The 14,956-nt window shown below is 71.3% G+C and carries 17 protein-coding genes; 16 read left to right on the top strand and 1 reads right to left on the bottom strand.

The annotated features are described in order from the left end of the window. Positions 1–222 precede the first annotated feature (222 nt). Entirely contained in the window at positions 223–564 is a 342-nt protein-coding gene (locus tag NP048_RS12990; RefSeq protein WP_227576062.1) for a DUF192 domain-containing protein, read from the bottom strand. Between the two features lie 184 nt (positions 565–748). On the opposite strand from NP048_RS12990, the gene NP048_RS12985 reads away from it, so the two are divergent. From NP048_RS12985 to NP048_RS12910, 16 genes are all read left to right on the top strand, one after another. Further along, positions 749–1,558, top strand: coding sequence for a hypothetical protein (locus NP048_RS12985; RefSeq protein WP_227576061.1), 810 nt, complete (start codon positions 749–751; stop codon positions 1,556–1,558). Further along, a complete protein-coding gene (gene cpaB / locus NP048_RS12980) occupies positions 1,555–2,283 on the top strand; it encodes a Flp pilus assembly protein CpaB (RefSeq protein WP_227579512.1) in 729 nt (242 codons plus the stop codon). Before NP048_RS12985 ends, cpaB begins: the two co-directional genes overlap by 4 nt. After that, complete coding sequence (locus tag NP048_RS12975) at positions 2,283–3,839, top strand: CpaE/TadZ family protein (protein WP_227576059.1); 1,557 nt, start codon at positions 2,283–2,285, stop codon at positions 3,837–3,839. Before cpaB ends, NP048_RS12975 begins: the two co-directional genes overlap by 1 nt. Further along, positions 3,836–4,186 (top strand): hypothetical protein, encoded by a 351-nt coding sequence (locus NP048_RS12970; RefSeq protein WP_227576058.1) that lies wholly within the window; start codon positions 3,836–3,838, stop codon positions 4,184–4,186. Before NP048_RS12975 ends, NP048_RS12970 begins: the two co-directional genes overlap by 4 nt. Beyond that, on the top strand, positions 4,183–5,574 hold the full coding sequence (locus NP048_RS12965; RefSeq protein WP_227576057.1) for a TadA family conjugal transfer-associated ATPase: 1,392 nt from the start codon (positions 4,183–4,185) through the stop codon (positions 5,572–5,574). The genes NP048_RS12970 and NP048_RS12965 overlap by 4 nt, the downstream gene beginning before the upstream one ends. Beyond that, the gene (locus NP048_RS12960; protein WP_227576056.1) at positions 5,571–6,494 is read left to right on the top strand and encodes a type II secretion system F family protein; all 924 of its coding nucleotides are present in this window, start codon (positions 5,571–5,573) and stop codon (positions 6,492–6,494) included. Before NP048_RS12965 ends, NP048_RS12960 begins: the two co-directional genes overlap by 4 nt. Then, positions 6,491–7,408 (top strand): type II secretion system F family protein, encoded by a 918-nt coding sequence (locus NP048_RS12955; RefSeq protein WP_227576055.1) that lies wholly within the window; start codon positions 6,491–6,493, stop codon positions 7,406–7,408. The genes NP048_RS12960 and NP048_RS12955 overlap by 4 nt, the downstream gene beginning before the upstream one ends. Next, the gene (locus NP048_RS12950; RefSeq protein WP_227576054.1) at positions 7,405–8,592 is read left to right on the top strand and encodes a sensor histidine kinase; all 1,188 of its coding nucleotides are present in this window, start codon (positions 7,405–7,407) and stop codon (positions 8,590–8,592) included. The genes NP048_RS12955 and NP048_RS12950 overlap by 4 nt, the downstream gene beginning before the upstream one ends. Further along, the gene (locus NP048_RS12945) at positions 8,579–9,298 is read left to right on the top strand and encodes a response regulator (RefSeq protein ID WP_227576053.1); all 720 of its coding nucleotides are present in this window, start codon (positions 8,579–8,581) and stop codon (positions 9,296–9,298) included. Before NP048_RS12950 ends, NP048_RS12945 begins: the two co-directional genes overlap by 14 nt. 149 nt (positions 9,299–9,447) lie before the next feature. After that, entirely contained in the window at positions 9,448–9,663 is a 216-nt protein-coding gene (locus NP048_RS12940) for a hypothetical protein (protein ID WP_227576052.1), read from the top strand. A gap of 183 nt (positions 9,664–9,846) precedes the next feature. Continuing rightward, positions 9,847–10,500, top strand: coding sequence for a hypothetical protein (locus tag NP048_RS12935; RefSeq protein WP_227576051.1), 654 nt, complete (start codon positions 9,847–9,849; stop codon positions 10,498–10,500). Between the two features lie 98 nt (positions 10,501–10,598). Beyond that, complete coding sequence (locus tag NP048_RS12930; protein WP_227576050.1) at positions 10,599–11,633, top strand: OmpA family protein; 1,035 nt, start codon at positions 10,599–10,601, stop codon at positions 11,631–11,633. Then, positions 11,630–12,244, top strand: coding sequence for a hypothetical protein (locus NP048_RS12925; protein ID WP_227576049.1), 615 nt, complete (start codon positions 11,630–11,632; stop codon positions 12,242–12,244). Before NP048_RS12930 ends, NP048_RS12925 begins: the two co-directional genes overlap by 4 nt. Before the next feature lie 245 nt (positions 12,245–12,489). After that, a complete protein-coding gene (locus NP048_RS12920; protein ID WP_227576048.1) occupies positions 12,490–13,923 on the top strand; it encodes a hypothetical protein in 1,434 nt (477 codons plus the stop codon). Between the two features lie 32 nt (positions 13,924–13,955). Continuing rightward, the gene (locus NP048_RS12915; RefSeq protein WP_227579514.1) at positions 13,956–14,384 is read left to right on the top strand and encodes a hypothetical protein; all 429 of its coding nucleotides are present in this window, start codon (positions 13,956–13,958) and stop codon (positions 14,382–14,384) included. A gap of 1 nt (position 14,385) precedes the next feature. Then, entirely contained in the window at positions 14,386–14,925 is a 540-nt protein-coding gene (locus tag NP048_RS12910; RefSeq protein ID WP_227576046.1) for a hypothetical protein, read from the top strand. The last annotated feature ends 31 nt before the right edge of the window (positions 14,926–14,956 follow it).

Raw genomic sequence — 14,956 nt, 5'->3', positions numbered from 1 at the left:
GGTGGCGAGAGCAGGGGTTTCGGTCAGGGGCCGAGTCTGACCGGTCGCGCCCGGTCGACGATGGGCCGCTGTGCCCATCTTGCGGGCGGATAGAGCAACGCCGGAGCCCGTGGGCGAGCCGTGCTGGGCCGCTGGGCCCAGCGTCGGGCCCAGGTGCGACCGGGCGAAACGGTCCCCGGACCCTACGCATGAGACGTCGAGGTGCCGACGATGAGGTGTGCCTCAGAACCCACCGGCCGGCGCCGCGCCGCCGTCTCCTCGCGCGAGCGTGCTGCCGACCGTGAGTCGCCATGAGTCGAAGCTGCCGCGCGGAGCCTCCAGGACGTCGACGGCGCCGCGGCGAGGTCGTGTCACCCCGAACGGGCGCAGCACGGTGGTCGCGACCACCCGTCCCTCCCGGTCGATCAGCGCGACATCGAGGGACCGTGTCATACCCACGCCGTGCACGGTCGTCTCGCCGACGAACCACATCGCGTCCGGGAGAGGGGTGCGCGCGAGCATCCCCCGGGCGCGGCGTGCCCAGGTGTCCGCGACGAGGAGGTCCGCGACGTCGCGTCCGTCCACGATCAGCCGAGTGCCGGGATTGCCCATCTCTCGTTCCCCACTATCATCCGCTGGTCCGGGATTGTCTGGGTCATACCCTTCGTGCCATGTCCGAATGGTCCAGCGATGTAACGTTTCGCCCGATCGTGTCGCCGAGCGTCACACTGCCCACGCAGGACTCTGCACCGAGGAGAGCACGGTATCCATGCAGCGCATCGTCGTGTCGGCGCTCGTGCCGCCCACCCCGGAGGTGCGTGAGCTCGTCGAGAGCGACGCCCTGCTGCTGGTTCCGCCCGACGACCTGCCGGCACTGGTCGAGCGGCTCGACGACCGCCGGACCCACATCCTCCTTCTGGGTGAAAGGCGGCACGAGCCCCTCGTCCGGCGCCATGCCGCCCTGCTGTCGGACGTCGGGTGCCCCGTCGCCTGGCGGGCCGTTCACCACGGGCCCGCCGCGCTCGCGCTGGTGGCCAACCAGGTCGCCGCGGCGGGTGTGGACGCGGGGATCGCCGTCGTGATCGCGGACCGGCTGCTCGAGCAGGCGTGGAGCGGCGCGTGGACGCCGAGCGTCGCGAAGCTCGAGCACCCGGAGGTGGCGGTCGGTCAGCACCTGCGGTCGTGGCTCCCGGGAGGGGACGGGTTCGTCGTGACGTTCTCCGGGCCGCTGCCGGACGCCCGGGCCGTCGGGCGCGTCGCGGCGGCCGAGCCGGTGCTCGGTCGCGGCGACGTGTACGGAGCCGGGCTCGGGCGCATCCCGGCCGCCGGGCTGCGTGACGTCCTCACGGTGGCCGGCGCGACGGGGACGGTGGACCTGCCGGCGCTCGCCCTCGACACGCGAGGGCGTGTAGGTGTCGACGGGGCCGTCGAGCTCGTCGCCCTGCCCGTCGAGCAGCGCATGGAGCTGCCGCCCGCTCGTGGACGGTGCGGCGTGTGCGACGCCCTCGTCTTCTCCGAGAACTGCCCCTTCTGCCATGTGCGGCCTCTTGCCGCCGACCCCCGAGGAGTCCTCGCGTGAACCCCCGCCAGCGCCGTGGCGTGCTTTTCATCCTGCTGGCCGTCGTCCTCGCCGTCGCCGTGTTCTTCGTCGTGGCGTCCTACGTGGGGAACGTCGCGAGCCAGGTCGGCTCGGTCGTCACCGTGTACCGCACGGCGGACGACATGCCCGCGTTCGCCACCATCGACGAGTCGTCCATCGTGACCGACGAGGTGCCGGAACGCTGGCTCTCGGAGTCCGCCCGCCTCGACGCGGACGACCTGGTCGGGCGACGCATCGGCTTCAACATCGCCGCGGGGACGCTGCTGTCGGAGGACATGCTGGTGCCGCCGTCGGACCTGTCGCCCACCGAGCGTGAGATCGCGATCCAGGTCAACCAGATCACGGGTGTCGCCGACCGGGTGCGCCCTGGCGACTACGTCGACATCTACGCGGTCTTCGCCGACGTCCCCGGGCTGCCCAAGCAGGTGCGGGTGCTGGTCCAGAACGTTCGCGTGGTCTCGGTGCGCGGCAGCCAGGTGCGGCTCGACGAGGACAGCCCCACCGGTGAGGCCGCGGTCGTCCCGGTGACGCTCGCGCTCGAGCCCAACGACGCCCTCGCCGTCACGTACGCGGCGGCGTTCGCGCAGGAGGTCCGGCTCGTCGGTCTGCCGACCGGTACCGGTGAGAACCGGACGGGTGAGCGGAGCGAGTTCGACGCCGAAGACCTCGGTGGCGTCTCGGTGCCCGAGGGGGGTGTCGGCTGATGGCAGGGACCGTCGTCATCGGCTGCGCCGACCAGACGCTCGCCTACGACCTGCGCTCGCAGCTCGCCGAGGTCTCCGACGTCGAGGTGCTCGCGGTCGTGGAGTCGACCGCCGAGCTCGCGCGGGTGGTCGTCGAGCGCGACCCCAACCTCGTGCTGCTGCACGACCAGCTCGGCCCCGAGCCGACGCACCAGGTGGTGCGCGACCTCAGCCTGCGGCGCCCCGCGAGCGTCACGCTCATCGTCAGCGGCGACGTGGACCCCGAGACGCTCGCAGCCGCGACCGACGCGGGAGCACGAGGGCTCCTCACCTACCCGCTGTCGTTCGCCGAGGTGCAGCAGCGCATCACGAACGCGATCGACTGGTCGCTGCGTCTCCAGTCGCTCCTGATCGAGCAGAACGCCGGGGAGGGCGGACACCGGGCGCTCGTGCTCGCGATCGCCGGCACGAAGGGAGGTGTCGGTGCCACGACGCTGGCGACGCACCTGGCCTGGGACGTGCGACGCGAGCTCCCCTCGCACCGCGTCCTGCTGATCGACCTCGACCTGGAGAAGGGCGACGTCTCCAGCTTCATCGAGGCCCGCCACCGCACGTCGATCGCCGACCTCGCGAAGGTGTCGGACGACCTGTCCTTCCGCACGGTCGCCGACGCCATCTACGAGCACGAGTCAGGCCTGCACCTGCTGCTGCCGCCCGAGGACGTGCGTGAGGTCGAGCACGTGACGCCCCGGGCGATCCGGCAGATCGTCGGCCTGGTGCGGCAGCAGTACGACCTCATCGTGATCGACGTGGGTGCGCGCGTCACGCCGCTGCAGGCTGCGGTCGTGGAGATCGCCGACGAGGTCGTGGCGGTCGCCACGCCGGACCTCGTCAGCGTGCGTGCCCTGCGTCGCAACGTCGCGACCTGGGAGACGCTGTCGGTCCGCAAGCCGGAAGGGACCTTCGTCGTCCTCAACCGCCACAACCGCGCCGACGAGATCCAGCCGGACACCCTGGCACGCCTGTCGCCGAGCCCTCTGCTCGAGGAGCGTCTGCCGGACCTCGGGCGCAAGGTCGAGCGTGCGGTGAACTCCCGGTCTCCCGAGTACGTCACCGACGTCGCCTGGTGGCAGGTCGTCCGCGCGCTCGGGCGACGGCTCGGCGTGGCCCGCGTGACGACCCCCGACGGCACGCCGGACCCGGCGTCGCGCACAGGGCGCCGGCGCTCGGGGCGGGACGACGGCTCGGCGTCCCTCGAGTTCGTCGGCGTCATGCCGTGGCTGGTGATCATGGGCGCCGCGCTCGTCCAGATGGTCGTGGTCGCTCTGACGCTCGTCTGGACCGGGTACGCAGCGAGCTCGGCGGCGCGGGAGACCGCACTGCAGGCGACCTCGTACGAGGTGCGCAAAGCGGCCGAGGACGCGATGCCGTCGGCGATGCACGGCGGTCTCGAGGTCTCGCGCGACGCGACCGGTCGTCGGGTGACGGTCAGCACGCACGTGCCGATCCTCGCGCCGGGTCTCGCGTCGTCGCCCTGGAAGATCACCATGTCCCGAGAGGTGGTGCTCGAGCCATGACCGTCCTGCGACGCAGGCTCTCCCGCGGCGACCGGGGGACCTCGACGATCGAGGCCGTCGGAGGGGTCGTCCTCATAGCGATCACCCTCGTGTGCATCGTGCAGGCGGCGTGGTTCGCCATCGCGGTCGACGCAGCCGGGCAGGCGGCCCGCGACGGAGCCCGTGCGCGCAGCCTGAGCCTGGACGTCCGGGCGGCGGTCGACCGTTCGCTGCCGGGCGACCTCGACGGCCGGATCACCTACCCGGCGCCGGACACCGTGCGCGTCCAGCTCGACGTCCGGCGGGTCAGCATGTTCCCCCCGATCACCGTCGCCCGGGAGGTCGCGATGCCGAGGACGGGACGATGAGCGGGTACACCGAGTTCTCGCAGGACCCTCCGGCCCAGCAGGCCGTCACCAGCAGCCCTTTCGCGCGGTCCGAGCTCGACGAGCAGCTCGTCGGGCAGTTCAAGCGCAAGCTGCTCGACGAGGTCGACCTCCACGAGCTCGGCCGACTCGAACCGGGTCAGCGCCGTGTGCGGCTCGAGCGCGTGGTCGCGCACCTCGTGTCCACCGAGGGCGTCATCCTGACGACGCGTGAGCGCAACGCCCTCATCCGGCGTGTCGTGGACGAGTCGATCGGGCTCGGTGTCCTCGAGCCGCTGCTCGCGGACGAGACGGTCTCGGAGATCATGATCAACGGTCATGACACGCTGTACGTCGAACGATTCGGCCAGCTCGAGCGCGTGGGGACGGCCTTCGCGTCGGAGGAGCAGCTGCGGCAGACGATCGACCGCATCGTGTCCACCGTCAACCGCCGGGTCGACGAGTCGAGCCCGATGGTCGATGCGCGTCTGCCTGCGGACGAGCGCATGCCGCGCGGTGCACGCGTGCACGTCGTCCTCCCTCCGCTCGCGCTCGACGGGCCGACCGTCACGATCCGGTTGTTCCCGCGCGCCTACGGGCTCGACGAGCTCCTCCGTCGAGGCACGCTCGACGCCGCCACCGCCGAGCTCCTCGCCGCCTGCGTCCGTGCGCGGGCCAACATCGTCGTGTCGGGCGGGACGTCCTCCGGGAAGACGACGTTCCTCAACGCCCTGTCGGCGTTCATCCAGGGCCGCCAGCGGATCATCACCATCGAGGACGCCGCTGAGCTCTCCCTCTCGCAGGAGCACGTCATCCGGCTCGAGACCCGGCCGGCGAACGTCGAGGGCCAGGGTCAGGTCACGATCCGCGACCTCGTCCGCAACGCGCTCCGGATGCGCCCCGACCGTGTGATCGTCGGCGAGGTGCGCGGGGGCGAGGCGCTGGACATGCTCCAGGCGATGAACACGGGTCACGAGGGCTCGCTGGCCACGGTGCACGCGAACTCGTCGGTCGACGCGCTCATCCGCCTCGAGACGCTGGCGTCGATGAGCGACGTCGACGTGCCCTTCCACGCCCTGCGGGACCAGGTGAACAACGCCATCGACATCGTCGTGCAGCTGCTGCGCGGCTCCGACGGGACCCGGCGCGTCGTCGAGGTCGGTTGGGTCGCGTCCCGGCATCGCGAGGACTTCGAGGTCCGCCCGATCATGCACTGGGACCCTGAGGCGGAGGGTCCCAGCGGGACGCCGGGGACGTTCGTGCTGCACCCGATGCCCCAAGCGCTCGCTGACAAGCTCCGGATCGCGGGTGAACCGATCGGGATCCAGGCGTCCGCAGCAAGAGCTGCCACGGGCCGCGTCCCGTCGCCCGGTCAGGCTGCGGTCTCATGACGGTGCTCATGATCCTCGTGGGGGTGGCTGCGGCGTCGGTGCTCTTCGTCGTCGGGGTCGCCGACGTCCTCTACGTGCGCAACCGTCGACGCGAGATGGTCCTGGAGGTCGTCGACCAGGGCGGCGGCACGTGGTTGGACCGCGTCGAGGCCTGGGACAGGTCCTACGCCCGCACCCGCGCGGGGAAGTGGGTGGCGGCCCAGCTCGTGCTGGCGGGCGACGAGCGGTCACCCGTGCTCGTGTCCGGGGTCGCCGCGGCCGGGGGTCTCGTGTTCGGCTGGCTCCTCGCGGTGCTGCTGGCGCCCGTGTTCGGGCTCCTCGGAGTCGCGGCGATGGTCATCGGTCTGCGTACCTGGTTGGGGCGCGCGCGGGAGCGCCGGAACGAGCAGTTCATCGCGCAGATGCCCGAGCTGGCACGGGTGCTGTCGAACGCGACGAGCGCCGGTCTGTCCATCGCGGCCGCCGTCGGCGTCGCGGGTGGGGAGCTCAACGACCCCGCCGGCAGCGAGCTCAAGCGGGTGGCCAACCGCATGCGCTTCGGGGCGAGCCTCGAGACCGCGATGGGCGAGCTCTCGGAACGCCTGCCCTCGCGGGAGGCGTCCGTGCTGACCTCGACGCTGCTCGTCTCGTCGCGCAGCGGCGGGTCTCTCGTCACCGCGCTGCGTGACATCGCGGACACCCTCGAGCAGCGCAAGGAGACCCGGCGCGAGGTGCGCACCATCCTGGCGCAGGCGACGGCCACCGGCTACACCGTCGTCGGGATGGGGGCGGGGATCCTGGTCCTCCTCAACTTCCTCCAGGAGGGCACGGTCGCGAAGATGACCCAGGACTGGCTGGGACGGGCGGCGCTGGTCGTGGGCTGCGGTCTCCTCGTCGGTGGCGCCCTGCTGATCAGGCGGATGACGAGGTTCCCCTCATGAACGTGATGGTGGTGACGCTGCTCGCCGGTGCCGTCGCCGCTACCGCCACGCTGCTGCTGCTCGTCGGCTACCGCTCCTTACGGACGGACGCCCTGGACACCCTCGCGGTCGAGGACCTCGACCTCCTGCGCGGTCAGCAGCGGCGACGTGCGGAAGGCACCTCGCCGCTGCAGCGGCTCGCACGGCGGCTGGTGCCACGACTGCGACGCCTGCTCGGACCGCGGCGGCTCGCAGCGCTGCAGAAGCGTGTCGACGAGGCTGGTCGGCCCGACGGGCTCACGGTCGACGGCCTGCTCGAGCGGATCGCCTGGTGGTTCGTCCTGATGCTGCCCCTGGCGGTCGTCTTCGTCCTCCAGGGCAACCTGCTGTACGTCCCGCTGGTGTTCGCGGCACCTGCGGTCCTCCCGCTGAGCCAGCTCGCTCGCAGCCAGCGGCTGCGGCGTGAGCAGATCGACCGCGACCTCCCGGACTTCCTCGACGTGCTGGCTGTCACGGTGATGGCCGGCGTCTCGTTCCGTCAGGCCCTCGCCCGGGTCTCGGAGCGGTTCGACGGCGCCCTCGGCGAGGAGGTGCAGCTCACGCTGCACCAGATCACCAACGGGGCCTCGGTGCGCGATGCGCTCGTCGCGCTGCGCCAGCGCAGCTCGTCCGAGCCGGTCGGCCAGTTCGTCTCCGCGCTGCTGCAGTCCCAGGAGCTCGGTGCACCGCTCGCGCAGTCGCTGAAGCAGATCGCCCAGGACATGCGACGCGACAGCGGCCAGCGGCAGCGCCAGGCGGCGTCGCGCATGGCCCCGCGCGTCACGCTCGTGACGTCCCTGGTGCTGGTCCCGGCCTCGATGATCTTCATCTTCGTCGGGCTGTGGGTGGGCGCGGACATCGACGTCGGCTCGCTGACGGGAGGGCTGGGCGGATGACGCCTTCCCAGGGCTTCCACCGCCGCATCGTCTCGACAGCGATGTTCGTCCGGCTCGGCGCCATCGTCGTCGCGCTGTTCGGTCTCATGGGCGAGACGATGACGGCGCCCATCCTGCTGAGCGTCCTGGCGCTCGCAGGCACGTCGTTCGGCGTCCTGCTCGACGGCAGGGTGCTCGACGTGCTGCGGAAGCACCCGCTCGTGCTCGTCGTCGACATCAGCCTCAACCTGGCACTCGTCGCCGTGCTGGGGGTCGAGAACCCGCTCGTGCTGGCGACCTTCCCGACGGCGTTGCTGATCGGCATGCTGTGGACGCAGCGCTTCGCGGTCGTCGGTGCCGCCATCCTCGCAGCGGGGTACGTCCTCGTCGTCCAGACCGGACAGGTGGAGCAGTACGGGTTCATGCTGGATGTCGGTGTGCCCGCTCTCTACCTCTGTCTCGTCGGGATCGGCGGGGCCGTGCGTGCTGCGCACCGCGAGCAGGTCGCGGCGTACCGGGCCGCCGACCTGGCCCTGCGGGCCGTCGCCGCGTCCGACGAGCGCGCGCGCCTCGCGCGAGAGATGCACGACTCGCTCGGCAAGACGTTGCACGGGATCGCTCTGGGGGCGCGAGGGCTCGTGCTGTGGGTCGAGCGCGACCCTGCGCAGGCCAGGGTGCAGGCGATCGCTCTCGCCGAGGCCTCCGAGACCGCTGCGCAGGAGGCGCGGGAGATCCTCGTGCGCATGCGCACCGATCAGCCCGATCGCCCGCTCGTCGACGTCCTCGGCGACATCTGTCAGCAGTGGGAGGCCGACCACGGGGTGCCGTGCGAGGTCGTCGCTCGCTGCGCGGTGGACCTCCCGACCGACGTGCGGTACGAGGTCCTGGCGATCATCGGTGAGGCCCTCGAGAACGCGGCCCGGCACGCGGACGCCACGCGGGTCCGCGTCGAGCTCGAGAAGGACGGCCCGGACTGCCGCATCACGGTGGCCGACGACGGCACGGGCTTCATGCCGGAGCCTGACGGCCACAGCCCTCGCGGGCACTTCGGGCTCACGGGGATGCACGAGCGTGCCGCCGAGGTCGGCATTCAGGTCCGGATCGCGTCGCGGCCCGGCGCGGGGACCCGCGTCGAGGTGGTGCACCGCGGCAGCCACGACCCGTCCGGGTCGGTCGAGCGGGGAGTGGTGGATGTCTACGGATGAGCAGCAGCTGCAGCAGACCGGCAACGGGTCGCAGGGGCGTGCCACGCAGGATGTCGTGACAGTCGTCCTCGTGGACGACAACCCCGTCATCCGCATGGGTCTGCGCAGCCTCCTGGCGGCGTCGGAGCGTTTCCGCGTGGTGGGGGAGGCGGGGGACGGGGAGGAAGCGGTCCGCGTCGTGCGGGCGACGTTGCCGGACGTCGTGCTGCTCGACGTGCGGATGCCGCGACGGGACGGCGTGCAGGTCGCCGCAGAAGTGCGCACCTGGTGCAAGATCCTCATGCTCACGTACGCCGACACGCCGGACGTGGTCCGCGCAGCCCTCGATGCCGGTGCGAGCGGCTACCTCGTCCACGGGGCGTTCGACGCCGAGGACCTCCAGCGGGCCATCCTGTCGGTCGCGTCCGGCTCCTTCGTCCTGTCGGAGCGCGCGGCCACGGCCATGCGGGCGTCGTGGAGCCAGCCGGTCCAGGACGTGCCCCCCACGCGGCCAGACGTCGGACTGTCGGCACGTGAGACCGAGGTCATGGAACTCGTGTCGGCCGGCCGCACGAACGCCGAGATCGCTCGGACGTGCTTCGTGTCCGAGAAGACCGTCAAGAACCACATCAACCACATCTTCGCGAAGCTCGGGGTACGCACCCGCGCGGAGGCCGTCTCGGTGTGGCTGGGTGGTGCGACGTACCCATCGGCGCAGGGGTCGTGAATAGGTCCGGAAGTGGGTCCGTGGGCCCGTCGGCCGGACGGTGCCGGTCCGTAGTGTCCTCGTTGTCGAGAACAGCCGGGTACGCGTAGGGCGGGCCTGGAGAGCAGCGGAGCGGTGTTGACACCGCCGGCACCGATAGGAGCAGAGACATGACTCGCATGTTCGTCGCCACGCAGGTCCGCGTTCAGAAGGCTATCGAGCGGCTGGGTGACAGTGAGAAGGGCCAGGGGACGCTCGAGTACATCGGCATCCTGGTGATCGCGGCGCTGCTGATCGCGGCGGTCGTCGGCACGATGAAGACCTGGGACCCGACGTCGACCGTGCAGCACTGGATCGACGACATCAAGAAGAACGTCGAGTCTTGATCTGACGGTCGAGAGAACGTGTGCGCGCCGGGGCGGATCCGCCCCGGCGCGCACACGTGTCCCATGGATGGTGACGGGTTGACATGCGGGGAGGACGGTCCGGTGCGGGTACGTCGATGGTGGGGATCACGCTTCGCGGGGGAAGCGGCCGATCGCGGTGCAGCTGCGACCGCCATCGTCATCATGACGACGCTGGCCGCGCTCGCACTGCTGATGTGGGTCGTCTTCCCGCTGCTCAAGGTGTCGGCGCAAGCCGGCGAGTCGTCCTCGGCAGCTGATGCCGCGGCGCTGGCCGGTGCACAGCGGGTCCGGGAGGCGGCGCTGGACGCGGTGCGGACGCTCCCCGTCGGGACCACCCTCGGGTCAGCGCTGCCGCCGTCGGTGGGCATCGAGGCCGCCGCGCAGTACGCCGAGCGGAACGGCACGCGTGTCGTCCCCGGCTCCTACCGGGCAGACCTCGGTCGTGACCGGGTACGGGTCCAGGTCGAGCTGCCGGAGGCGGGCGAGACCAGCACCTACCGGTCTGCAGAGGCGCAGGTCGGTGTCTGGCTCGATCGATGCACGCTGGGTCGCCAGCGCGTCATCGTCGGGTACCAGCCGCCGCCGACGCCCACCCCGACCCCCACGCCGTCGCCTTCGCCGTCGCCGACAGCGACGCCGTCGCCGACGCCGCCCCCTCCGCCCATCCCGATCTACGGGTGGCACCACACCTTCACGTGCCGATCCGACTCGGGCGCGACGTTGGTGAGCTTCGGACCGGACCCGAGTGCGGACACGGTGCGCACGGCCATGAGGTCCTGGCTCGATGGTCGGCTGACGCCGGCGCTCGTGCAATGATGCTGCGCGATCGGGCGGGTGACGAGACACATGTGCGGAGGAACCGGATGAGGCATCGGCGTCGTGCGCTACACCCGGCAGCCCGCGGGGTCCGCGGGATGGCCGCAGTCGTCGCACTCGCTCTGGTCGCTGGTGCCTCTGCCGCCCACGCCGGCGCGGCCGGCGTGCCCGGCGACGTCGTGGTGGAAGGGCTCGACGTGCCGGTGCGTGCGACGTTCTCCACGCGTGGGCAGGGCGAGGCTGAGCAGCCGCCCGTCGATGGTGTCGTCCACGGCGTTCGGCGCGTGGACGGCGGCACGGTGCTGTACGTGTCGCTGGGCATCGCCGCGAGCTTCGACGAGAAGTTCTACGGCTCGTCGCTCTCACGTCAGGGCGTTGCGCCGTACGAGCGTGAGAACTTCAGCAGCCTCCTGCTCGTGGACCGCAACGGGGGCAAGGCGTACCGACCGTTGCCCGGGCCGGGCACGACATCGCCTGTCCTCGACCTGCAGGCGGACCCGGGTGAGCTGGCCGTGATGTACGCCGTGTTCCCGGAGCTGCCGCCGTCGACCGCCGTGGTCGACCTGTTCTTCGGTGGTGAGCAGGTGGGGGTCCTCGGGCTCCCGGTCGAGGAGGGTGCGCTCGCCCCCGTGGTCGACGAGGTCGTCCCGCAGACGGGTACAGGCTGGCCGCGCGTGCCCTCGGGGGCGTCGCTCGGCGAGCTTGATCCGACGCTCGCGACCTTCGACCTCGTGAAGTGGTCGGAGTCCGCCGCGACCGTCACGGCGGAGACCGGGCAGCAGGTCGACGCGACGCTCGACGCCAACGTGCTGTTCGACAAGAGCTCCGCCGTTCTGACCCCGGCAGCCACGGACGTGCTCGCCCGCGTCGCGCAGGACATCGCCGCGCGGGGCAGGGGCGAGGTCCTCGTCACCGGCCACACGGACTCCGATGGCAGCGACTCCTCCAACCAGGCACTGTCCGAGCAGCGCGCAGCCGCGGTCGTCGAGGCGATCCGTGGAGCAGCCGGTGACGCCGTGACGTTCACCGCTGTCGGCAAGGGCGAGAGCGAGCCCGCGGTCCCCAACGACTCGCCTGAGAACATGCAGATCAACAGGCGTGTCGAGATCTCGTACCAGGTGGAGGACCAGTGAGCAGAGTCCGGGCTCTCCCGGTCGCCCTCGTCGTGCTCGCGCTGGTCGGTTGCACGTCGACGAGCGCGCCCGACCCGACCGGCACGGGGACCGTCAGCCCTTCCGCGGGGACCGATGAGCTGACGATCGAGGAGTTCGCGGAGAGCGTCCTGGTCGGCCAGGCGGGGGCGGACGAGGGTTCCCCGCTCGTGACGCTCCAGGGCAGCCTCGAGGAGGACCCTGGCGTACCGCTCAGCGTGGACGTGCTCACGCTCGACACCACGGCGACGGGGACCGACATGACGTTCACCGTCGCGACGGGCGACGGGTCCACCACCGGATGGGGACCGACCAGGTCCTGGACGACGCCGGGGGAGTCGGCCTTCAGCGACGTCCGGGGCATCACGCTGACGGTGGAGACCACCGCGACATCTCTCCGCCCGTACACCGTCATGACGCACGTCGCGGACGGGCTCGACATGCTGTGCGCCTGCTCGGACTTCCCTCTGAGCCTCGACGGTGACCGGCGAGTGCTCACCGCGCTCTTCCCGCCGCTGCCGGCGGGGGTCGAGACGGCGACGTTGGGGCTGCCGGGGTTCGAACCCGTCGAAGTGCCTGTCACCCGCTCGTGAGCGCGCGGCACGCCCACCGTCGCCTCGCAGGAGCTCCCGAACCGCCGACGCCGTGCCGGTCTCCTAGGGCCCGGTCGGTCGGCCGGCGGACCTGACCGGGCCGACCGATCGGTGGCATCGGTGGGCCCTGGGTCCTACTCCACCGGCGGGCAACGGGCCCGGAGCTAGAACCGGCGACCCTCGGCCGGCGGCGGAACGGTACGTAGCGTCCTTCCTGGACAGATGCTGAGGACCAGGAGGCCGACGTGGTGCTGCGGACCCTACGGGCGCGTGCCGGGGTGGGCGACAAGGGTGCGGGGACGCTCGAGTACACGGGGATCCTGGCGCTCGCGGCGATCCTCGTCGCGGCCACCGTCGCAGGGACGACCACCGTGGCCCCCTACGCGGCGTCGGCCCTGTGTCGTGTCGTGACGGCGCTCGACGGCGGCACCGGTGGGTGCGACGTCCCAGCACCCCCCACGCCCCCGGACGACATGGACTACCACCCGGGCGTCTGCATGCTCTCCGAGACCAAGGAGAAGTACAGCGCCGAGGTCAAGATCTGGTTCGTCAAGCTCAGCGACAGCTCCGGGTTCATCGTCCAGGAGTTCTCCGACAAGACGGTGCGGGCCACGCTCACCGACGGTGCCGGGATCGGCGTCAGCGGCAACGTCGGATCCAAGACGTTCGACGCCGGCAAGCTCGGTGACGGCGACAACGCCGGGGCCGAGGTGAGCCTGGGTGGCGACCTGAAGTTCGAGTACGGCTCGACGTGGCAGTTCGACTCGAACGAGCAGTGGGAGTCGATGCGCGACCAGCTCGACGACTACCTCGTCCAGCAGGAGCAGATGAAGGGGCGCGGCGCGGCGGGCATGGCGATCTACCTGTCGTTGACCGACGGCTGGGTCGACGCGCCGAAGGACCCGAAGGTCTCGTACGCGAAGATCACGCTCGAGGCCGCGTTGAAGGCCAGCGCCGGCACGCGCATCCCCGGCACGAGCAAGGACGAGAAGGGCAAGGACAAGCTCATCGACCCCAAGGTGGGCGTCAACGGCTCCCTCACCGCCGGCGGCTCGGTGATCGTCATGAACGACAAGGAGACCGGCGCCAAGAGCTACACCTACGAGCTGAGCGGCAAGGGGACGCTGGGCGGCAGCATGGTGGTCGGCCACGCGACCGGTGAGGGATCGGTGACGGGCGCGTTCACGACGACGTACGACAAGAGCGGCAACCTCTCGCAGATCGCCTTCAAGTCGGCGTACGAGGTGGGGGGCAGCGCGAGCCTGGGCAACAACACGTTCAAGTCGGCGAACGGCAAGCTCGCCGACGGTGAGAGCCGCTCCGTGGTCACGACGACCAAGCTCGACGTGACCGACGAGAACAGGGCTCTGGTGCAGGGCTGGATCGACGACAACGCCGCCGGTCAGACCCTCACGCTGCCGTTCGCGGCGATGATCCCGGAGAAGCCGTCGAACGACCCCTTCATGCAGCTGATGTACGAGAAGGCCAAGCTCAGCCAGGTGACCTACCACAACGTGAAGGACTCCTGGGAGTTCGGTGCGGCGGTGAAGAAGGGCTGGGAGTTCGGCTTCAACATCAGCGCCGAGGAGGCCACGGCTACCAAGACGGACGCGTCGTTCCTGGGAGCACCGGGCCAGGACGGCACTCGGCAGATGGTCGACGACGCCCTGTGCAACTGAGCGTCGGGCGAGGACGGGACGAGGTGGGAACGATGCGTGGGCTCGTGTGGGCGTGGGTGGCAGGGACAGCGACGTACGTCGGCGTTCTGCTGGGGGGTGCCGTGCTCGTCGGTGTCCTGGCAGCGGGCTCCGGCGAGGTCGTGGTCGCCTGGCCGCTGCTCGTGGTCCCCGGCGCGCTCGCAGGCGTGATCGCGGTCGTCGTGGCGACGGCGCGGTCCGCACAGCGGCCGCCGCGGCGACGCGGTCTGGTCGCCGTGGCAGTACCGGCCCTGGCGGCGCTGGGCATGTCCGTCGGGGCCGCCGTCGAGGCGGCCGCGCGCGCGGACATCGCACTCCTGCTCCTCGTGCTCGATGTGGCGGTGCCGACGCTGGTCCTGCTCGTCACCGGCGCGCTGGGCGGTGCCGTCGCCCACGTACGCTGGGCGCCGGCAGCCCGGTCGTCCTACGTGGAGGTGGTCTGAGGTGGCCCGTCGTGCGGCGATGGTGACGGTCTGCGGTGCCGTGCTCGGCGTCGTCCTGGCAGGGTGCGCGGCACCCGAGGAGGTGGCTCTCACGACACCGGAGGGCTGGCAGCGGGTCGAGTCGGGTGCCCTGACGTTCGCCGTCCCGGGGGACTGGGTCGAGGTGCCGCAGTCGGACGACCTGTGGGGCGTCGGATGGTCGACCGACGCCGCGCCCGGACCGGGCTCCTTGCTCGTCGTCGGTGCGGCCGACCTCGGTGACGACGGTGCCGAGCAGGCCCTCGACACCTTCGTCGCGGGCGCCCAGGTCGGCGGGTGGGGGTACGGCTCCACGGGCAGGTCGACGCCCGTCGACACCGCGGCGCTCGAGGTGCAGCGCAACGACTTCACGTACGACGACGTCGAGGGCGTCGTCTGGACAGCGTCGGACCCGGACTCGGGCCGGGCCGTCGGGTTGCAGCTCACGGGCCGCGACCTGCCGCCGGAGGTCGTCGCGGGCATCGAGGAGAGCATCGCCGTCCTGCGCGTCGACGAGGGCTGAGACTGCCGCGACCTGCGTCAGCTTTGAGCCG

The organism is Cellulomonas xiejunii (assembly GCF_024508315.1).
Taxonomy (GTDB): domain Bacteria; phylum Actinomycetota; class Actinomycetes; order Actinomycetales; family Cellulomonadaceae; genus Cellulomonas; species Cellulomonas xiejunii.
The sequence above is the reverse complement of the archived record's forward strand: the minus strand, read 5'-3'. Positions and strand labels throughout refer to the sequence as shown.